The 20,000-nt window shown below is 59.5% G+C and carries 22 protein-coding genes; 10 read left to right on the top strand and 12 right to left on the bottom strand.

Annotation, left to right across the window (positions count from 1 at the left end; all coding sequences use genetic code 11):
- The first annotated feature begins 2 nt into the window (after positions 1-2).
- Positions 3-740, top strand: a complete 738-nt coding sequence (locus tag ACJ5NV_RS17515; RefSeq protein WP_411645795.1) for an SDR family oxidoreductase — start codon at positions 3-5, stop codon at positions 738-740.
- Positions 724-1,749: a P1 family peptidase gene (locus tag ACJ5NV_RS17510; RefSeq protein WP_411645793.1), complete on the top strand. Its 1,026-nt coding sequence runs from the start codon at positions 724-726 to the stop codon at positions 1,747-1,749. The genes ACJ5NV_RS17515 and ACJ5NV_RS17510 overlap by 17 nt, the downstream gene beginning before the upstream one ends.
- A gap of 90 nt (positions 1,750-1,839) precedes the next feature.
- On the opposite strand, the gene ACJ5NV_RS17505 is transcribed toward ACJ5NV_RS17510, so the two are convergent.
- The 8 genes from ACJ5NV_RS17505 to ACJ5NV_RS17470 form a co-directional block, all read right to left on the bottom strand.
- Complete coding sequence (locus ACJ5NV_RS17505; protein ID WP_411645791.1) at positions 1,840-2,832, bottom strand: ABC transporter substrate-binding protein; 993 nt, start codon at positions 2,830-2,832, stop codon at positions 1,840-1,842.
- Between the two features lie 45 nt (positions 2,833-2,877).
- The gene (locus ACJ5NV_RS17500) at positions 2,878-3,729 is read right to left on the bottom strand and encodes an ABC transporter permease (protein ID WP_411645790.1); all 852 of its coding nucleotides are present in this window, start codon (positions 3,727-3,729) and stop codon (positions 2,878-2,880) included.
- Entirely contained in the window at positions 3,726-4,646 is a 921-nt protein-coding gene (locus ACJ5NV_RS17495; protein WP_411645788.1) for an ABC transporter permease, read from the bottom strand. The genes ACJ5NV_RS17500 and ACJ5NV_RS17495 overlap by 4 nt, the downstream gene beginning before the upstream one ends.
- Positions 4,647-4,739: 93 nt before the next feature.
- Positions 4,740-5,537 (bottom strand): ABC transporter ATP-binding protein, encoded by a 798-nt coding sequence (locus tag ACJ5NV_RS17490; protein WP_411645786.1) that lies wholly within the window; start codon positions 5,535-5,537, stop codon positions 4,740-4,742.
- The gene (locus ACJ5NV_RS17485) at positions 5,537-5,956 is read right to left on the bottom strand and encodes a hypothetical protein (protein WP_411645784.1); all 420 of its coding nucleotides are present in this window, start codon (positions 5,954-5,956) and stop codon (positions 5,537-5,539) included. The genes ACJ5NV_RS17490 and ACJ5NV_RS17485 overlap by 1 nt, the downstream gene beginning before the upstream one ends.
- Entirely contained in the window at positions 5,957-7,411 is a 1,455-nt protein-coding gene (gene hydA, locus ACJ5NV_RS17480; RefSeq protein ID WP_411645782.1) for a dihydropyrimidinase, read from the bottom strand.
- A 45-nt stretch (positions 7,412-7,456) separates the two neighbouring features.
- Positions 7,457-7,822: a GIY-YIG nuclease family protein gene (locus ACJ5NV_RS17475; protein ID WP_411645780.1), complete on the bottom strand. Its 366-nt coding sequence runs from the start codon at positions 7,820-7,822 to the stop codon at positions 7,457-7,459.
- Positions 7,823-7,873: 51 nt separating this feature from the next.
- Positions 7,874-9,124 carry a Zn-dependent hydrolase gene (locus ACJ5NV_RS17470; protein WP_411645778.1) on the bottom strand — a complete coding sequence of 417 codons (1,251 nt, stop codon included), beginning with the start codon at positions 9,122-9,124 and terminating at the stop codon, positions 7,874-7,876.
- Between the two features lie 175 nt (positions 9,125-9,299).
- Here ACJ5NV_RS17470 and ACJ5NV_RS17465 point away from each other — a divergent pair, with 175 nt between their 5' ends.
- The 6 genes from ACJ5NV_RS17465 to ACJ5NV_RS17440 all read left to right on the top strand — a co-directional run bounded on the left by ACJ5NV_RS17465 (position 9,300) and on the right by ACJ5NV_RS17440 (position 15,076).
- Positions 9,300-9,923, top strand: a complete 624-nt coding sequence (locus ACJ5NV_RS17465; protein ID WP_411645813.1) for a TetR family transcriptional regulator C-terminal domain-containing protein — start codon at positions 9,300-9,302, stop codon at positions 9,921-9,923.
- Between the two features lie 244 nt (positions 9,924-10,167).
- A complete protein-coding gene (locus ACJ5NV_RS17460; protein WP_411645776.1) occupies positions 10,168-10,611 on the top strand; it encodes a c-type cytochrome in 444 nt (147 codons plus the stop codon).
- 202 nt (positions 10,612-10,813) lie between these two features.
- On the top strand, positions 10,814-11,293 hold the full coding sequence (tspO, locus tag ACJ5NV_RS17455; protein WP_411645775.1) for a tryptophan-rich sensory protein TspO: 480 nt from the start codon (positions 10,814-10,816) through the stop codon (positions 11,291-11,293).
- An 81-nt stretch (positions 11,294-11,374) separates the two neighbouring features.
- On the top strand, positions 11,375-13,174 hold the full coding sequence (gene ade, locus ACJ5NV_RS17450; RefSeq protein ID WP_411645774.1) for an adenine deaminase: 1,800 nt from the start codon (positions 11,375-11,377) through the stop codon (positions 13,172-13,174).
- Entirely contained in the window at positions 13,171-14,652 is a 1,482-nt protein-coding gene (locus tag ACJ5NV_RS17445) for an AMP nucleosidase (RefSeq protein WP_411645772.1), read from the top strand. The genes ade and ACJ5NV_RS17445 overlap by 4 nt, the downstream gene beginning before the upstream one ends.
- Positions 14,653-14,785: 133 nt before the next feature.
- A complete protein-coding gene (locus ACJ5NV_RS17440; RefSeq protein ID WP_411645770.1) occupies positions 14,786-15,076 on the top strand; it encodes an HU family DNA-binding protein in 291 nt (96 codons plus the stop codon).
- Between the two features lie 100 nt (positions 15,077-15,176).
- On the opposite strand, the gene ACJ5NV_RS17435 is transcribed toward ACJ5NV_RS17440, so the two are convergent.
- Positions 15,177-15,791, bottom strand: coding sequence for a hypothetical protein (locus ACJ5NV_RS17435; protein WP_411645768.1), 615 nt, complete (start codon positions 15,789-15,791; stop codon positions 15,177-15,179).
- 105 nt (positions 15,792-15,896) lie between these two features.
- On the opposite strand from ACJ5NV_RS17435, the gene ACJ5NV_RS17430 reads away from it, so the two are divergent.
- Together ACJ5NV_RS17430 and zapE are read left to right on the top strand one after the other, a co-directional pair.
- Positions 15,897-16,382, top strand: coding sequence for a GNAT family N-acetyltransferase (locus tag ACJ5NV_RS17430; RefSeq protein ID WP_411645766.1), 486 nt, complete (start codon positions 15,897-15,899; stop codon positions 16,380-16,382).
- 44 nt (positions 16,383-16,426) lie between these two features.
- Complete coding sequence (gene zapE / locus ACJ5NV_RS17425; protein WP_411645811.1) at positions 16,427-17,491, top strand: cell division protein ZapE; 1,065 nt, start codon at positions 16,427-16,429, stop codon at positions 17,489-17,491.
- Positions 17,492-17,514: 23 nt separating this feature from the next.
- Here the strand turns inward: zapE and ACJ5NV_RS17420 are convergent, their stop codons facing one another.
- The 3 genes from ACJ5NV_RS17420 to ACJ5NV_RS17410 all read right to left on the bottom strand — a co-directional run bounded on the left by ACJ5NV_RS17420 (position 17,515) and on the right by ACJ5NV_RS17410 (position 19,990).
- Positions 17,515-18,099, bottom strand: a complete 585-nt coding sequence (locus ACJ5NV_RS17420) for a ferric reductase (protein WP_411645764.1) — start codon at positions 18,097-18,099, stop codon at positions 17,515-17,517.
- Positions 18,100-18,118: 19 nt separating this feature from the next.
- Positions 18,119-18,595, bottom strand: a complete 477-nt coding sequence (locus ACJ5NV_RS17415; RefSeq protein WP_411645763.1) for a peptidase associated/transthyretin-like domain-containing protein — start codon at positions 18,593-18,595, stop codon at positions 18,119-18,121.
- A gap of 180 nt (positions 18,596-18,775) precedes the next feature.
- Positions 18,776-19,990: an acyl-CoA dehydrogenase gene (locus tag ACJ5NV_RS17410; RefSeq protein ID WP_411645761.1), complete on the bottom strand. Its 1,215-nt coding sequence runs from the start codon at positions 19,988-19,990 to the stop codon at positions 18,776-18,778.
- Positions 19,991-20,000: the final 10 nt, after the last annotated feature.

Here is a 20,000-nt window from a genome sequence, read left to right as displayed (position 1 = left end):
GGATGAGATTGCACGGGAAAACGGCCCTGATCACCGGGGCAGGATCGGGGTTTGGCGCGGGTATCGCCCAGAAATTCGCGGCAGAGGGCGCGCATGTCTATGTGGTCGACATCAACGCTGACGCAGCACAGACCGTCGCGAATGAGGTCGGGGGCGAAGCGATCACAGCCGATATATCGGACGCGCGATCAGTTTCTAACATGGCCGAAACCTTGCTTGCGACCGGCCCGCTGGACATTTTGGTGAATAACGCAGGCATCACCCATCTGCCCACCCCGATGGAGGATGTGTCCGAGGATGATTTTGACCGGGTTTTCCGGGTGAATATGAAATCAATCTACCTGACCGCGCAGGCCTTTGTGCCGCATTTCAAAACCCGGCAGAGCGGCGCAATCCTGAACATTGCCTCCACCGCCGGGGTGTCGCCGCGCCCGAATTTGAACTGGTATAATGCCTCTAAGGGTTGGGTGATCACCGCAACCAAGGCGATGGCCGTCGAACTGGCCCCACAGGGCATTCGTGTGAATGCGCTGAACCCGGTGGCTGGTGAAACGCCCCTGCTGGCGTCCTTCATGGGCGCGGACACGCCTGAGGTGCGCGCGAAATTCCTGTCCACCATTCCGCTGGGCCGATTTTCGACGCCCGAAGACATGGGAAACGCTGCCTGTTTTATGTGCTCGGACGAGGCGAGCATGGTCACCGGCGTCGCGATGGAGGTGGACGGTGGCCGCTGCATATAGACCGGGCCCAAGGAACCTGATCACCGATGTGGTGGGGTTGCGCGTGGGTAATGCGCAGGATGATGCGCTGAAATCCGGCAGCACCGTGCTGGTCGGTGATGTGCCCTTTGTGGCCAGCGTGCACGTTATGGGCGGCGCGCCGGGCACCCGCGAAACGGACCTGCTGGCCCCGGACAAAACCGTGGCGGCAGTGGATGCGCTGGTCTTGTCGGGCGGATCGGCCTTTGGGTTGGATGCCTGTTCGGGCGTGATGGACGGGCTGCGCGCGATGGGCCGGGGGTTTGCCGTGGGGCCGATGCATATCCCTATTGTGCCCGGCGCGATCATCTTTGATCTGATCAACGGCGGGGCAAAGGATTGGGATGAAAACCCCTATCGGACGCTGGGCCGGGCGGCGCTGGACGACGCAAGCGCCGATTTTGCGCATGGCACCGCAGGCGCGGGCACCGGCGCGCTGGCCGCGATGCAAAAGGGCGGGTTGGGCTCTGCCTCGGTGGTGTTGCCGGATGGCACGACGGTTGGCGCATTGGTCGTGGTGAATGCCTTGGGCAGCGTGACCACCCCCGGTGATCGTCACTTCTGGGCGGCGCCGTTCGAAGTCGATGGTGAATTCGGCGGGCTGGGTCCTGATCCCACCAGCGGGCTGGGCGCGCCACCCGACAGCCGCAAGGAAAAGGCGATGATGCAGCGGGCCCGTGCGGGGATGAACACCACGATTGCCATCGTCGCCACCGATGCGCCGCTGACCAAGACACAGTGCCACCTGATGGCCGTGACGGCCCATGATGGGATGGCGCGGGCGATTGTCCCGGCGCATACGCCAATGGATGGGGATCTGGTCTTTGCTGCCGCGACCGGTGTCGGGGACCCTGTGGATGACCAGAGAATGCGGGATATCGGCGCGGCTGGGGCGATCTGCCTGAGCCGGGCAATTGCTCGCGGGGTCTATGAGGCGACCCCCGCAGAGGGTGATTTGCTGGCCGTTTACCGCGAGATGAACCGCCGCTGAAACATGCAACGCAGCCCCGGACATGATCCGGGGCCTCTACGTTATATTCAGGCAAAAGGTCCCGGATCAGGTCCGGGACACCGTAGCGCTTTATTGCAGCGCCTTATCCGTGATGGCGCTGGTCCATGCGCCTTCGGGCGCGGCAGAGATCACGGGGTCGGAACCACCCGCAAGCAATGTATCAACCGTGCGCTGGTAATCCGCCGGGTCCAGCGCGCCATTCGATCCGGCGGTCAGCTTGGCGATTTCACCCATCATTCGCACCTGCGCAGCCTCAGTCTGTGCGCCGGTTTCATCATTGTCGAGCACAATGCCTGCGGCCGCTTCCGGGTTCTCTTCTGCCCATTTCCAGCCTTTCATCGAAGCGCGGACAAAGCGCACCATCTTGTCGACAAACACCGGATCTTCGAGGTTCTCTTCCAACGCATAAATGCCGTCTTCCAATGTGGCGACGCCTTGGTCTTCGTATTTGAAGGTGATCAGCTCATCCTCGGACACACCCGCATCCAGCACCTGACCATATTCATTATAGGTCATGGTCGAGATGCAATCGGCCTGCCGCTGCAACAGCGGATCAACGTTGAAGCCTTGCTTCAGCACCGTCACGCCCTCTTCACCGCCATCGGTGGGGATGCCCACCTGGCTCATCCAGCTGAGGAATGGGTATTCATTACCAAAGAACCAGACGCCGATGGTCTTGCCGGCAAAATCCTCAACGCTTTCGATGCCTGTGTCTTTCCAGCAGGTCAGCATCAGGCCAGATGTCTTGAACGGCTGGGCGATATTGACCACGGGCAGCCCCTTTTCACGGGCGGCCAGCGCAGAAGGCATCCAGTTCAGCATCACATCAGCCCCGCCCCCGGCGAGCACCTGCGGCGGCGCGATATCGGGACCGCCGGGCAGGATGGTGACATTCAGGCCTTCCTCTTCATAGAACCCCTGATCTTGTGCCACATAATACCCGGCGAACTGGGATTGGGTGACCCATTGCAATTGCAATGTCACATCATTGGCATGGCTATCCGCATGGGCCGTCACACCCAGACCCGCGGCAAGTGCGGCCGTTAACATTATCTTCTTCATAACATTCTCTCCTAGTTGATATTGGCCCTCTTACCGGGGCCTGAATTAATTTCGCTGCGATGGGTGCCAGAAGGTCACCCTGCTTTCGATCCAGGCCATCAGCCCGTAAAATGCGCTGCCGGCGATAGCGGCGACGACAATTTCGGCCCAGACCAGATCAAGCGCAAGCTGACCGACGGATGTGGATATCCGAAAACCCATGCCAACCGTGGGCGAGCCGAAAAATTCAGCAACAATCGCCCCGATCAGCGCCAAAGTTGTCGCAATTTTAAGGCCGTTGAAAATGAATGGCATCGCGGCGGGCAGGCGCAGCTTGAATAACGTCGGCCAATACCCCGCCCCATAGGTGCGCATCAGGTCGCGCTGCATTACGGTCGTGTCGCGCAACCCGGCCACTGTGTTCACAAGGATCGGGAAAAACACCATCACGCCGACCACCGCCGCCTTTGATTCCCAATCGCTGCCCAGCCATTTGACGAAAATCGGCGCGGTGCCGACGATGGGCAGTGCTGCCATGAATCCCCCCACCGGCAGAATGCCACGGGTCAGGAAATCAGACCGATCCGCAAGTACCGCGACGACAAGGGCCGCCAGTAGCCCAAAGATATAGCCGGTCATCGCACCCTTCAGGATCGTCTGCACAAAATCCGCCCAAAGCAGCGGGATTTCCTGGCCGAACCGCGTCGCGATGGCGGTGGGTGGGGGCAGGATCACCGGGCTGACCTCGAGCAAGCGCACAAGCAATTCCCACATGATGAGCAGCGTCAGCCCGAAAATCGCGGGGATCAGCAACCGAACCGCGCGCGTTTGCGCCAACGCACTATTGGCCAGCCGTGCGTTGATGAACCAGCCCAGCCCCCAAACGCCCAATGCACTGAAAATCGCTGTTCCCGTCATGTGGCACGCATCCCCATCCGGCGCAGCGTTAGCCGCTCGATCAGGCTAAACACCCCGACAAGCGCTGCCGCCGTGATCGCCGCAGCGAACAGTGCGGCCCAGGTGACCAATGGCTGCCCGTATTGATCCCCCACCAGCATTCGCGCGCCAAAGCCTGCCCGCGCGCCCGTGGGCAGTTCGGCCACGATAGCCCCCACCAGCGACGCCGAAATCCCGATTTTGAGCGAGGCAAACAGATACGGAACAGAGGCAGGCAAGCGCAGCTTCCAAAACCCTTGCGCGGGGCTGGCGTGATAGGTGCGCAGCAGGTCCAGCTGCATCCCGTCGGGGCTGCGCAGCCCCTTGACCATGCCCACGACTACAGGGAAAAAGCTCAGATAGGCGCTGATGATCGCCTTGGGCAGCACGCCTTGAATTCCGATTGCCCCCAGCATCACGATAATCATCGGGGCCAGCGCAAGGATCGGGATGGTTTGGCTGGCAATCGCCCAAGGCATCACGCTCATATCCATCGCTTTATTATAGACAATCCCCACCGCCAGCAGAATGCCCAGCCCGGTGCCGATAGCAAAGCCCAGCAGCGTCGCCGAGAGGGTGACCCAGCCATGATAGACCAGCGACCGGCGCGAGGTGATCTTTTGGCCAAAAATCGTCTTCCCCATCTCAGCCCCGACCTGATGCGGCGATGGCAGGCGGGGCCGTTCCAGCACATAGGTCAGCGGGATCAGCTGGGGGTTTTTGAGCGCCAGACCCAGCCCGCTATAGTCCTGCCGCGCGGCGGGGGTATCGGGGGTGACTATCAGCCCATCGCGCTGCGCCTGATCGGCGGTCAGATGCATATTCATCGGGATCACGGCAAGAATCCAAAGTGCGAGAATCGCCGCGACCACGGTGAGGATGGGCAGGATGGATTTCATCCGCGCACCACGCAGTCCCGGACGTGATCCGGGACCTCCACGTTCAACACGAGGCCCCGGATCGCGTCCGGGGCACCGCCGCGCGTACAGCCATCAAACATCATTATGCCCCGCCCGCAGACCATCACGCACGCGGTGCGCAATCGCGATAAATTCAGGGCTGTCACGTATATCCAAAGGCCGCTCTTTCGGCAGCGGGCTGTCGATCACATCGGTGATCCGTCCGGGCCGGGGCGACATGACAACGATCTTGGTGGACAGGTAGACCGCTTCGGGGATCGAATGGGTGACAAAGCCAATCGTCTTTTCGGTCCGCGCCCAAAGCTGCAAAAGCTGTTCATTCAGGTGATCGCGGACGATCTCATCCAGCGCGCCAAAGGGTTCATCCATCAGCAGGATATCGGCATCAAAAGCCAGCGCACGGGCAATACTGGCCCGCTGCTGCATCCCGCCGGAGAGTTGCCAGGGAAACTTCTTTTCGAACCCCGCCAAGTCGACCAGTTCAAGCACGCGCTTCACCCGTTCCGCCTGATCGGCCTTGTCAAAGCCCATGATTTCAAGGGGCAGGCGGATATTCCCGCCAATGGTGCGCCACGGATAAAGCCCCGCCGCCTGAAACACATAGCCATAAGCGCGGGCGCGGCGCGCCTCGTCCGGGGTCATGCCATTGACACTGATTTCGCCACCCGTAGGTGTCTCAAGCCCGGCCATGCAGCGCAGAAACGTGGTTTTGCCACAGCCCGAAGGGCCGATGAAGCTGACGAAATCACCCTTTGCGATTTCAAGGTTCACATCCTTGAGCGCATGCACAGGGCCATCATTGGTTTGAAAGGTCAGGTCCAAACCTTTTGCAGAAATCACAGTATCTTGCACGGTCGTCAGGTCTTTCATTACCGCCAGTCCGGGTCTGGGCCGCTGCGCCAATCCCGCCCTAACGCATCCAATAGATCAATCGCTTCCTTGGCCTCTCGAAGACCCAGACCGCTTATGTTGCGCATGTCTTTGACCGCCTCTAGCTTCCGCCCCTTTTGCACCGTCGCCAACAGCTTTTCGATGTCATCATCTGATATATTGGTCAGGGCATTACGCCCCATACGGTGACCCGCCTGATCGCCCAGATTGGTCATCCGACCAGGCGCATAGTATTGCTGCCCCCACGGCATATATCCCACCCCGAATGCGACGATGACCAAGACTGGCGGCAGGAAGCCATCAGTGTAAATCAATGCTGCGGCCACCAGTACGGCAACAAAGGCAAAAGGGGCCAGTGGCCTTGATTTCACCGTGCGGATGCTTGGTGCGTCGTTCATTTAAACCCCTGTCGCCGGAATGCCCGTCCGCTCTACCGGGCGGGGGGCGGTCAGTTCTTTCCACGTGCTCAGCGCTGTGTTCGTCGGTGTATTCGCTTCGCGCGCGACGAATTTGCCGTGCCCTTCTTCGGTCCGCACCTCACCGTCATGAATGGCCACATGGCCGCGTGTCAGGGTAAAGCGAGGCAGTCCCATGACCTCTTTGCCTTCGAACACGTTGTAATCAATGGCCGATTGCTGGGCGCTGGCGGTGATCGTCTTGGATTTCTCAGGATCCCACACCACCAGATCAGCATCGGCCCCCACCAGCACCGCGCCCTTTTTCGGATAGCAGTTCAAGATCTTGGCGATATTGGTCGAGGTCACAGCAACGAATTCATTCATCGTCAGCCGCCCTGTGCGCACCCCATGGGTCCAAAGCATCGGCAGGCGATCCTCTAACCCGCCGGTGCCGTTCGGGATCTTGGTGAAATCACCCACGCCATAGCGTTTCTGTTCGGTCGAAAACGCACAGTGATCGGTGGCTACCACCGAGAGCGAGCCTGATTGCAGCCCGGCCCACAGGCTATCCTGATGCTGCTTGTTGCGGAACGGCGGGGACATGACGCGGCGGGCGGCGTGGTCCCAGTCTTTGTTGAAATACTCGCTCTCGTCCAAGGTCAGATGCTGGATCAGCGGCTCCCCCCAGACGCGCTTGCCCTGCATACGGGCGCGGCGGATCGCCTCGTGACTATCCTCACAAGAGGTATGCACCACATAAAGCGGCACCCCCGCCATATCGGCGATCATGATGGCGCGGTTCGTGGCTTCGCCTTCGACCTGCGGCGGGCGGGAATAGGCGTGCGCCTCTGGCCCGGTATTGCCAGCGGCGAGCAGCTTGGCCGACAGTTCCGCCACCACATCACCGTTTTCCGCATGGACCATGGCAATGCCGCCCAGTTCAGACAGGCGGTTGAAAGAGGCGTAAAGCTCATCATCATTGACCATCAATGCGCCTTTATAGGCCATGAAATGCTTGAAGGTGTTGATGCCGCGATTCTTGATCACGCTTTCCATTTCATCAAACACCTGTTCACCCCACCAAGTGACGGCCATGTGAAAGGAATAGTCGCAATTGGCGCGGGTCGATTTATTGTCCCACATCTTCAATGCATCATGCAGGCCCTGACCGGGACTGGGCAGCGCGAAATCAACCACCATCGTGGTGCCACCCGCCAGTGCCGCCCGGGTGCCGCTTTCAAAATCATCGGTGGAATAAGTGCCCATGAAGGGCATTTCCAAATGAGTATGCGGATCAATCCCGCCGGGCATGACATAGCAGCCGGTGGCGTCGAGTTGTTCGTCGCCTTTCATATCCGGGCCAATCTCGATGATCTTGCCGCCGTCGATCAGAACATCTGCCTTATAGGTCAGATCAGCGGTGACGATGGTGCCGTTTTTGATGACTGTGGTCATTGTTTTTCTCCCTGCGCTACGCAGTCCCGGACGTGATCCGGGATCTCAGAGAAAAGAGACCTCCATCATCAAGTCGGACCAGTTTGGATTTTGTGCGTTGATCAGCGCGTCTTTCCAGCCGCGCCGCCAGCGTTTGAGTTTGCGCTCGCGTGCGATGGCTTCTGGCAAGGTCTCGTGAACCTCGAAGTAGACCAGTTTGCGAATGCGATATTTGGTGGTGTGCGTGCTGCCGCACCCTGATTTGTGTTCGGCCATCCGTTTGAGCAGATCGCCGGTCACGCCGATATAGATCGCCGTGTTCGACTTGCAGGCCGCAATGTAGGTGTAAAACGCCATGACCGAGGTTGACGCGATCACGGTTAACAAAAGCGTAACGCAGTCCCGGACGTGATCCGGGACCTCTTTCCGCAACGTGGAGGTCCCGGATCACGTCCGGGACTGCGTCGCTCTGCATTGCCACGCTCATCCAACAATCCCTGCCGTCTCAACCACCGCATGGAACAGCACGTCGGTGCCCGCCGCGGCCCATTCGGGTGAAATCTCTTCGGCCTCGTGGTGGCTTAGCCCGTCGACGCAGGGGCACATGATCATTGCAGTCGGATACATGTCATTGATCCAGCAAGCATCGTGCCCCGCGCCGGAAATGATATCCATATGGCTATAGCCCAACCGCTCGGCCGCATCGCGCACAGCTTTCACGCAGCCTTCATCAAAGGCGGGCGGGTCGAATTGGCCGACGATCTCGCAACTAAAATCAACCCCGATATCCGCGCACAGCTGCGGCGCCCGTTCTTTGAACTCCGCTACCATTGCATTCAGCTTATCCAGCAAATGCGTGCGCATATCGACGGTGAACACCACCTTACCGGGGATCACGTTGCGCGAATTCGGATAGACATCAATATGGCCGATAGCCCCCACCGCACCCGGCTGGTTTTTCATCGCGATCTCATGCACCAATTCGGTCACCAGCGCCAAGCCGCGCCCGGCGTTTTTGCGCATATGCATGGGGGTCGAGCCTGTGTGGCTTTCCTTGCCTGTCACCGTGCATTCGATCCAGCGTAGCCCTTGGCCATGAGTGACCACGCCAATATCCTTGCCTTCGGCTTCAAGGATCGGGCCTTGTTCGATATGCAGTTCGAAAAACGCATACATCTTGCGGTCGCCGACCTTTTCGGGACCTTTCCAGCCGATCCGCTCCAACTCATCCCCGAAGCGTTTGCCATTGGCATCGACGCGATCATTCGCCCAATCCAACGTATGCTTGCCCGCAAAAACACCAGAGGCGAGCATCGCAGGGGCGTAGCGCGTGCCTTCTTCATTCGTCCAATTGGTCACGACAATGGGGTGTTTTGTCTTGATATCCAGGTCGTTGAGCGTGCGGATCACTTCCAGCCCGCCAAGCACGCCCAGCACACCATCATATTTCCCGCCAGTCGGCTGGGTATCCAGATGCGAGCCCACATAGACCGGCAGCGCGTCCGGGTCGGTGCCTTCGCGACGGGCGAACATATTGCCGATTTCATCCACGCCCATGGTGCAGCCTGCAGCCGTGCACCATTTCTGAAACAAGTGGCGGCCTTCGCTGTCTTCGTCGGTCAGGGTCTGGCGGTTGTTGCCGCCCGCGATGCCGGGGCCGATCTTGGCCATCTCCATCAGGCTCTCCCACAGCCGTTCCCCATTGATGCGAAGGTTCTCACCGGGTGCGGCCATGGCTCTCTCCTTGTTGGTTTGGGCAGACTTATGTTTGACCAGATGGTCAAATCAACGCTACCAGAGAGTCGAAACCAGTCAAGCTTTCCGCTTCACACGCGGGCAAATGCAACAAATGACAGCAATGGCACGCGAAATCGGGTCAATATGCGTAAAATTTAAGCAAAGGAACATGATGAGCAAGGCGCCGACTCGTATCCAACAGCGCAACCGGACCGCCATTTTAAACGCCGGGCTGGATGTTTTTTCGCAATACGGGTTTCGCGGCTCCACGCTGGACCAGATCGCAGAGGCGGCAGGACTGTCTAAACCGAACCTGCTTTATTACTTCCCGTCCAAGGATGCCGTTTATACCGAACTGCTGGAAAAACTGCTGCAAACCTGGCTTGTCCCGTTACAGCAGCTTGACCCGGCAGGTGATCCAATTGCTGAAATCCTTGCCTATGTGCAGCGCAAACTGGACATGAGCCGCGATTACCCCCGCGAAAGCAGGCTTTTTGCCAATGAAATCCTGCAAGGTGCCCCCCATATCAAAAACCATCTCAGCGGTGAACTGCGGGAACTGGTCGATGAAAAAGCCGCCGTTCTAAGCCGGTGGGAGGCAGCAGGCCGCATCGCCCCCACCGACCCGCACCACCTGATCTTTTCGATCTGGGCGCTGACCCAGCATTATGCCGACTTCGACGTGCAGGTGCGGGCTGTTCTGGGCGACACGGACCCGACCATCCGCGCAGGCACCCATCTGGACACGCTGTTCCGGCGCATGTTGACCCCGGTTTCCGGATCCCCACAGCATTAGCAGCATTTGGTCATAGTCAGATCAGAAACGGGGGAATTTGACGTACGAAGTGCTACAGGCGAGGAGTTTACATTGCGACCAGAGACGGCACTGCAGGAACGGCAGAAGCAATGTGCATTGGCATGCGGTTGCTTGACGCAGTTGTGTAACCCTTCGTAAGTGGCACTGGACCACAGGTTCTGTTGCATTACATTGCGACGCGACTGGGGCAACAGTCGCAGAATCAGATCGAAAGGAACCGATCATGACGAAATTTGGAATGGCAGCTGCCGTTGCGGTGCTGGCCGCGCCTGCATTCGCAGATGGCCATGCATCGACCCAAGGCGACGCCGCCGCTGGGGAACAACAGTTCAACCGCCAATGCGTGGCCTGCCATGTCATCGCCACCGCCGAAGGTGAAGTGCTTGCCGGGCGCAACGCGCGCACGGGCCCGAACCTTTATGGTTTCGCTGGGCGCACCATGGGGGCGGTCGAAGGCTTCCGCTATAGCGACTCTCTCGCGAAAATCGGCGAACAGGGCCGCGCGTGGACCGAGGCGGATTTCGTCGCCTATGTGCAGAACCCAACCGACTGGTTGCGGGAAACACTCGACGATCGCCGGGCACGGGGCAAGATGGCTTATCAGGTCCGCGAAGAAGCGCAGGCCTATGATCTTTACGCTTTTCTGGCCAGCTTCGGCGCTGAATAAACCCGCCAAACCGGAATGCAAAAGCCACGCCAGACCCGGCGTGGTTTTTTTATGCCTATTTGTGTGAGGTTGATCGCTGACAAGGCGGTTCCTCTGCCTGCCGTCGCTCTTTTAAGCATTCTATCCGGGGGCGCGCATTGGCCCATTGGAACTGACCGCCCTGTTGCGTCGTTGGCATAGGTAGCTACGAAAGGCGCGCGCCATGGATATCCTGCTGTTTCTGTTGTTTCTGACCGCCTGTGTTGGGGCCGGGGCCACCGGGGCCATGTTCCCACCCGGCGCTTGGTATGAACGGCTGAACAAGCCCGCTTGGGTCCCGCCAAACTGGGTGTTCCCGGTGACATGGACCACGCTTTACCTGCTGATGGCCTTTGCCGGGGCGCGGGTGGCTATGCTGGATGAAAATGGGTTTGCGATGGCTTTCTGGGCCATTCAGATCGCTTTCAATACGCTCTGGACCCCTGTGTTTTTCGGATTGCGGCGAATGAAAACCGCGCTGCCGATCATCGGCGTGCTTTGGCTTGCCGTGCTGGGTTGTTTGATCACACATTGGCAGCTTGATGCATGGGCCGGGCTGGCATTTCTACCCTATCTGATCTGGGTGACAATTGCCGGGGCGCTGAACATGGCGATGGTGCGGCTGAACCCGGATGCGCAACCGTTGCAGCTGGAAAAGATATAAAGGGGGGTAACCCGGCGTTCCGGCGCTTAGCCCCGCACCAACCCCTCTTGAACCCGCCCCAAAACAGTGAAACCATTGGGGATGGAAATTCAGTTCAAATCATGGGCCGATGTGGCCCCCCGTTTGGTGGCCGTGGCGGCGGGCCGCGAAGCTGCTGATCTTGTGATCACCGGCGGCAAGCTGGTCAATGTTCAAACGCGCGAGGTGCTGGATGGCTGGCAGGTCGCCGTGGCCGAGGGGCGTTTTGCCTATGTTGGCCCTGATGCGTCCCATTGTATTGGCCCAGACACCCGCGTGATTGACGCCGCAGGGCGCTATCTGATCCCCGGGCTCTGTGACGGGCATATGCATATCGAAAGCGGTATGCTGACCCCCGCCGAATTCGCCGCCGCCGTTATTCCGCATGGCACCACGACCATGTTCACCGACCCGCATGAGATCGCCAATGTGCTTGGTCTACGCGGCGTGCAGATGATGCATGATGAGGCGCTGATGCAGCCGATCAACATCTACACGCAAATGCCCTCCTGCGCGCCCTCTGCCCCCGGTCTGGAAACCACCGGGTTTGAGATTTCGGCAGAGGACGTGGCAGAGGCGATGGCATGGCCCGGTATCATCGGGCTGGGCGAGATGATGAACTTTCCCGGCGTGATCAATGGCGATCCGCAGATGCTGGCTGAAATGGCCGCAACGATGAACGCGGGCAAGACCGTTGGCGGGCATTACGCCAGCCCAGACAAAGGCGTGGCATTCAGCGCCTATGTGGCGGGCGGTGCCGCTGACGATCATGAAGGCACAGCAGAGGCCGACGCGCTGGCCCGTGTCCGCAACGGTATGAAATCCATGATGCGTCTTGGGTCGGCGTGGTATGATGTGGAAAGCCAGATCACCGCTGTCACGGAAAAGGGTCTGGACCCGCGGAACTTTATCCTCTGCACCGATGATTGCATGGCCGGGACGCTGGTCAATGACGGGCATATGAACCGGGTTGTACGCCATGCGATTGATTGCGGATGTGATCCGCTGATCGCCCTGCAAATGGCCACGATCAACACAGCCACCCATTTCGGGCTGGAACGTGAACTGGGATCCATTGCGCCGGGGCGGCGGGCGGATGTGATCCTGACCTCTGACCTGAAAACGCTGCCGATTGAACATGTGATCGCACGCGGGCAGACCGTGGCAACAGATGGCAAAATCACCGTGGATTGCCCGCATTACGACTGGCCCGACGATGCGCGCGCCACTGTGCGCATGGGCAAGGTGCTGAGCGCCGATGATTTCGGCATCACCGCCCCCGAAGGCGCGAATAAGGTCACGGCAAAGGTGATTGGCGTCGTCGAAAACCAAGCCCCGACCGAAGCGCTCACCGCTGAACTGCCCGTGGTTGACGGGCTGGTCTCGGGTGAAGGCGACACCTATCAGATCGCACTGGTCGAACGGCACCGGGGCACCGGGCAGGTGACCAACGGGTTTGTGTCGGGCTTTGGCTATACCGGCAAGATGGCCATGGCCTCGACCGTGGCGCATGACAGCCACCATATGATTGTCGTCGGGACTGATCGCGCAATGATGGCCGCAGCCGCGAACCGGCTGGGCGCTGTGGGCGGTGGGATCACCGTTTGGAAAGACGGCGCAGAAATCGCGCTGGTGAAACTGCCCATTGCAGGGCTGATGTCCGACAGCCCGGCCATTGATGTCGCCGCACAGGCCGACCGGATGGTGCAGGCCATGGCAGAATGCGGTTGCACGTTGAACAACGCCTATATGCAGCATTCGCTCCTTGCGCTCGTTGTCATCCCTTCGTTGCGCATCTCTGATTTGGGGCTGGTGGACGTGGATAAATTTGAAATCACGGAATTGTTCGAGGAAAACGCATGAACATGGCGCATAAGGTCAACATCCGCACACCTGACGTTCCCAAGGCAGAGGCCTTTACCGATGCAGGCAAAGCGGTCGAGCGTCTGTTGGAACTCTACGACACAGCAGTCCGGTTCTTGTCTGATAACTTCGTCGCAGCCCTGCGGGACGGTCAGCCCGAAACGCGGGTCCGCGCCTATTATCCCGAAATCCGGCTGACCACGACCAGCTACGCCAAGACCGACACCCGGCTGTCATTCGGTCATGTGGCCGAACCGGGCACATATGCCACGACAGTCACACGGCCTGATCTTTTTGGCAATTACCTGCGTCAGCAGATCGGCTTGCTGATCAAAAGCCACGGCATGCCGGTTATCATCGGCCCGTCAGAGACGCCCATGCCGGTGCATTTCGCTGCCGCCAATGATCCGGGGCTGACCGTCCCGCAAGAAGGCTCGATGGAGTTCAACCTGCGCGACACATTCGATGTGCCGGATCTGAGCACCACCCACGACAGTATCGTCAATGGCGAAGGTTTCACCTATCCCGATGGGGCTCGGCCCTTGGCACCCTTCACCGCGCAGCGGGTCGATTATTCGCTGGCACGGCTCCAGCATTATACCGCCACAGCGGCAGAGCATTTCCAGAACCATGTTCTGTTCACCAACTACCAGTTCTATGTCGAAGAGTTCGAAGCCTACGCGCGGCACATGCTGGCCGACCCCGATAGCGGCTACACCAGCTTTGTCAGCACCGGGAATGTGGAAATCACGCAGCCGGACTCGCCCCTGCCGACACCGGCCAAGCTACCACAGATGCCGACCTATCACCTGAAGCGGGCCAATGGGGCAGGGATCACACTGGTCAATATCGGCGTCGGGCCATCAAATGCCAAGACCGCGACAGACCATATCGCCGTGCTGCGGCCCCATGCCTGGCTGATGGTTGGGCATTGCGCCGGGCTGCGCAATTCGCAGCGGTTGGGGGATTTCGTGCTGGCGCATGGGTATCTGCGTGAAGACCACGTGCTTGACGATGATCTGCCCGTCTGGGTGCCGATCCCGGCGCTGGCGGAAATCCAGATCGCGCTGGAAACCGCCGTGGCCGATGTGACAGAGCTGGAAGGCTATGAACTCAAACGCATCATGCGGACCGGCACCGTTGCGACCATCGACAACCGGAACTGGGAACTGCGCGAACAGGCCGGCCCGGTGCAGCGGCTGTCGCAATCCCGGGCCATCGCGCTTGATATGGAAAGTGCGACCATCGCCGCCAATGGGTTCCGGTTCCGGGTGCCTTATGGCACGCTACTTTGTGTCAGCGACAAACCGCTGCACGGGGAATTGAAACTTCCCGGCATGGCCTCTGACTTCTATAAGACACAGGTTGCGGCCCATCTGATGATCGGGATCAGGGCCATGGAACGGTTGCGCGAGATGCCGCTTGAACGTATCCATAGCCGGAAATTGCGTAGCTTTGAGGAAACAGCTTTCCTGTGACCCGGCGGAAAATCACCTAAATCATGCGTTTTCCCCTTGTAAACTTACACTAATCGTTGTGGTGTCCCACAACATACCGTTATATGTGCAAGCAAGATGCCCACAGGTCGGGCAAACGAGGGAGACCAGTAAAATGGCGACAAAACCAATGACAAAAGCGCAGCTTGTTGCTGCACTTGCCGATGAAACAGGCATGGATAAAAAAGCAGCAGGGTCTGCGCTGGATGCTGTAACCGGCATCATCACCCGCGAAGTATCCGGCGGCGGCGCCGTGACTTTGCCCGGCGTTGGCAAGATCTACTGCCGTGAGCGCCCAGAGCGTATGGTTCGCAACCCGGCCACCGGCGAGCAAATCAAGAAAGAAGCCGACAAGGTTGTCAAAATGACAATCGCAAAAGCGCTGAAAGATAGCGTGAACGGCTAAGACACCGGGCAGAATGCCCAACGTCGAAAAGGTCGCCCTGGGGGGCGGCCTTTTTTGTTTGGTGTTTGGCGTGTCTGGGCGGAATGCGATAAGGCCCGGATCATTCGATCTGTTCTTCCAGCATTGCGACAACCTTGCGCCGCTGAAACAAATTTCGGATCTGGCGGGTCATCAGCTGTTCTGGCACGAAATACGGCTTGCCGTCTTTCCAGTCCGCCCTGAACCCGCGTCGGGCCGCGATCAGATGCGTTGCATGGCCGCCCGCCGCAGCCACTGTCAAATCCATCTGCCGCACCGTGTGAAACAGGCCTTCGGTGCCGATACGCGCTTCTGCCCGGTGCAAAAGATCCAGAAAAGACCCGATGTCGATGAACTCACCCGATTTGATCGGCCCTTGGTTGGTGCGGCTCAGCGGGTTTTCGACCTCTTCAAGCGCGATCTCTTCGCGCTCCGTGACCTTGACGTGATAGGTCTTTTCATCGGTCACAACCCGCGCCATGACCTCCATCAGATAGATCGGCTCTGCGCCCATGTTGGTCACAAAGCAATGGGCGTTCTCATCCTGAGCGATGGAACGGTTGATCAGGATCACCGCCTGCCGCTGTCGGCGAAAATTCAACCAGATGATATGCAGATAGGCCAGCCAGACCAACCCGGTCAGAATGCTGATCGCCAGTTGCAATGGGCCTGCATTCTCTGCAATCCAGTCCAGCATGTCGCACCCATCCTTTCACGCGGTCGATGATACTGGGAAAGCAACGCCCAAGCCGCATCATTCGTTGCAACCAATGCCTTAGATTGACGCAACACAGGTAACCTTATGGACTGGACCATCCGCCCCGCCAAAACCGAAGACGCAGCAGAGATTGCCGCGATCAGCAACGCCCTGATCCGCAATACGCTGATCACCTTCACCACCGATGAAAAGGCCCCCGCCCAGATCGCACGGACCATCGCAGAGCAAGGCGACAGGTTCATCATCGGTGTGCGCGGTGATCAGATCCTTGGTTTTGCACATTATTTCCCCTTTCGCAGCGGGCCCGGTTACCGGCACACGCAGGAACTGACCATCCATCTGGGTCCAGCGGCACGCAGACAGGGTCTTGGCCGCGCGCTGATGGCACGGCTGGAAGAGATCGCGCGCGCTGACGGGGTGCATGTACTGATTTCCGGGATCAGCAGCGCGAACCCCGACGCGGTGACATTCCACGCCGCCCAAGGCTTTGAAAAGGTCGGACACCTGCCAGAGGTGGGGCGCAAACAGGATCAATGGCTGGACCTGATCCTGATGCAGAAACGACTGTAACTTCACGGGTTTTAAACACGCGGGCCTCACGCTATCCACAGGCCATGACAGTGCAAGACGCATATGACGCCGCCGTGCAGGCAGGCAAGCTGACCCGCGATCCGGCGCAGATTTCCGTGTTGCCGGAACTCGAACGGGTGCGCAGCGCCCTCGCCGCCCCGGTCAAGACTGGGTTTTTCCGCAAGGCACCCGACGCCATTCCGGGGCTTTACATGTGGGGCGGGGTCGGGCGCGGAAAATCCATGCTGATGGACCTGCTTTATGATCTGGTCGATGCGCCCAAGCAGCGCCGCCATTTCCACGCTTTCATGCAATGGGTCCATACGGAAATGAACGCCGCGCGCAAACGCGGTGTGGATGATGCCATTGCCCCCGTGGCTGCCAAACTTGCCGAAGATGTACGTTTCCTCGCCTTTGACGAAATGCAGATCAGCGATATCACCGATGCGATGATCGTCGGACGGCTGTTCGAGGCGCTTTTTGCGGCCAATGTCACCGTCGTCACCACGTCAAACCGTCCCCCGGATGACCTGTATAAAAACGGGCTGAACAGGCAGCTTTTCCTGCCATTCATTGATCTGTTGAAACATCACATGGTGGTGCATGAACTGGCGAGCGACACCGACTATCGGCAGGACCGGCTGGCCGGAACTCCCAGCTATTTCAGCCCGATCGACGCCGATGCCCGCACGGCCATCGCTCAGATCTGGCATGACATCAGCGGCGGCACATCCGACCCCCTGACCTTGCAGGTCAAAGGGCGCGCGGTCACGCTGCCGCATTACGCCAATGGGGTCGCCCGCGCGAAATTCTTTGATCTATGCGGTAAACCGCTGGGTGCGGCAGATTATCTGGCATTGGCCGACGCGGTGCGGGTGCTGATCCTCGAAGATATCCCCGCCTTGTCGCGTAGCAACTTTAATGAGGCCAAGCGCTTCGTCACCCTGATCGACGCACTTTACGAAGCAAAAGTGCAGCTGATCTGCTCTGCCGCGGCGCAGCCCGAAATGCTCTACCTCGAAGGCGAAGGCACGTTCGAATTTGAACGGACCGCCAGCCGCCTGCGGGAAATGCAGTCGGACGGCTGGGGGCGTGCAACGGCAGACTGACCGTCACAACCTATGACACCGCATCACGCCCAGACCCGGCGGGCGATGATGGTGCGCAATGTCGCGGCCCCGACCAGCAGGCAAAGCAGCGTCTTCGACCAAATCTCCATCGTGCCAGTGATCAGCAGGGCATGCACGATGCTACCCGGTACGACCAGCAGGACCAGCGCCGTATGCGCACGCCGCCAGCGGCGCAGCCCGATCCGCCGCCGCAAGCCCGCCAATGTGGCAGAGGTAAAGACAGCCCACATCGCGACCACACCCCAAGCCGAAAACGGCGTGGGTGAAGTAAAGGTCAGCGCATCAATCATATCCGGCGGGCTGGTGATCCAAAGTGCGCCCACATGCACAACCACCGCCAGCACCAGCAAGACACCAACCCACAGGTGCAGTCGTCGCCCGCCGATGCCCCGAAACCCCGGCAGATAGCCCCCGACTGCCAGCGGCTGAACCAGCATCAACGCCAGCGCCACAATCCCGGCAAAACCACCGATAATATAGATCGGCTGCCGCCACGCCAGCAGCGGGCTGACCCCAGAGAGCGCCAAGGGCACCGCGATCACCAGCACCAGCACCGCCCAGATCAGGATCGCGCGGGTCAGGGTCATAGCAGCTTTTGGGTCATTCTCAGGCAGGTTGCAGCACGAAATCCGCGTGCAGGCTGGTCACAGCGGCACTAGCCATCACCGGGCGCAAAAACACGCTGTCAAAGGCGGGATCATCATAGGCCAGGTGGCCATGAGGCTGACCAAATGCAGGCACGATCTGCGGCATTTCCAGCTGAAACGAGCCGTCAGTACCGGTCAGCGTCGCACCATGGCTGTGCGGGTCACGCTCATGCCCTTCGGTCGTATGCGCCCAGACCTGAATGCGAATGCCCTCTAGCGGGGCACCATCGCCCGCGCGGCGCACCGTGCCCATCATCCAAAACCCGCCATTGCCGATCCGTTCGACGATAGGCGCACCCGGACGATAATTATTCGCCCCGCCCCGCATTGACGTGGTCGGGGCAACGTCCTGCGCCCGCGCAGGCAGCGTGCCGGTGGCGACCGCTGCGGCACCGGTGGCAAGAAAAACGCGTCTATTGGGCAGAATAACAGTCATTCGTGGTCACCTCTGCACCATTATAGCTGACAGCGCAGGCCCATAGAATAACGTTTTCGCGAAGAGCGGTCATCGCCCAGGCAAGAGGTCCCGGATCAAGCCCGGGACCGCAAAAACAAGCGTTGCAAATGTAGGACAACGTAGTCCCGGACCCCGATCCGGGACCTCTGCCGCTGTTTTTCAGAAAAACGCCTGCAAGCCTGTCTGCGCCCGGCCCAAAATCAGCGCATGCACATCATGGGTGCCCTCATAGGTATTCACCGTCTCAAGGTTCATCATATGGCGGATCACCTGATATTCTTCGGAAATCCCGTTGCCGCCATGCATATCGCGCGCCAACCGGGCCACATCCAGCGCTTTGCCGCAATTGTTCCGCTTGATCAACGAAATCATCTCTGGCGCGGCACGGCCTTCATCCATCAAACGGCCCACGCGCAAACAGGCCTGCAAGCCCAGCGCGATCTCTGTCTGCATATCGGCCAGCTTTTTCTGAAAAAGCTGCGTCTGCGCGAGTGGCTTGCCGAATTGCTTGCGGTCCAGCCCATATTGGCGACTTGCCAGCCAGCAATATTCTGCAGCGCCCATCACACCCCAGCCGATACCATAGCGGGCGCGGTTCAGACAGCCAAACGGGCCTTTCAGCCCCTCAACATTTGGCAACAACGCATCCTCGCCAACCTCGACGCCGTCCATCACGATCTCACCGGTGGTCGAAGCACGCAGGCTCTGCTTGCCTTTGATTGTTGGCGCGGTCAGACCCTGCATGCCTTTTTCAAGGACAAAACCCCGGATCTTGCCGCTATGCGCCTCGGATTTCGCCCAGACGACAAACACATCGGCAAAGGGAGCATTAGAAATCCACATTTTTGACCCGGTCAGGCGATAGCCCGTCTCGGTCTTGACCGCGCGGGTTTTCATGCCACCGGGGTCGGACCCTGCATCAGGCTCTGTCAGGCCAAAACAACCGATCAGCGTACCATCCGCCAGACCGGGCAGATATTTCTGGCGCTGTTCTTCGGACCCATACGCATGGATCGGATACATCACCAGCGACGATTGCACCGACATCATCGACCGATAGCCGCTATCCACGCGCTCAATCTCGCGCGCGACAAGGCCATAGGTCACATAGCTGCCGCCCAGCCCGCCATATTCGGTGGGAATCGTCACGCCCAGCAGACCTGCCGCGCCCATCTTGCGAAACAGATCGGGGTTCGCTGTTTCATGCGCATATGCCTCCTGCACGACCGGGGCCAGCTCTGCGGCGGCAAAGGCACCGGCGGCGTCGCGCAGCATCCGCTCATCTTCGGTCAGCTGGTCCTCCAGCAGAAACGGATCGGTCCAGTTGAACGGGGCCAGATCAGGGCCATAACCGGCAGCAAATTCCTTTGGCATTATTCTCTCC

It is taken from the genome of Loktanella agnita, assembly GCF_046640325.1.
GTDB lineage: Bacteria > Pseudomonadota > Alphaproteobacteria > Rhodobacterales > Rhodobacteraceae > Yoonia > Yoonia agnita.
Note: the sequence above shows the minus strand (reverse complement) of the source record. Positions and strands in the feature narration are given on the sequence as shown.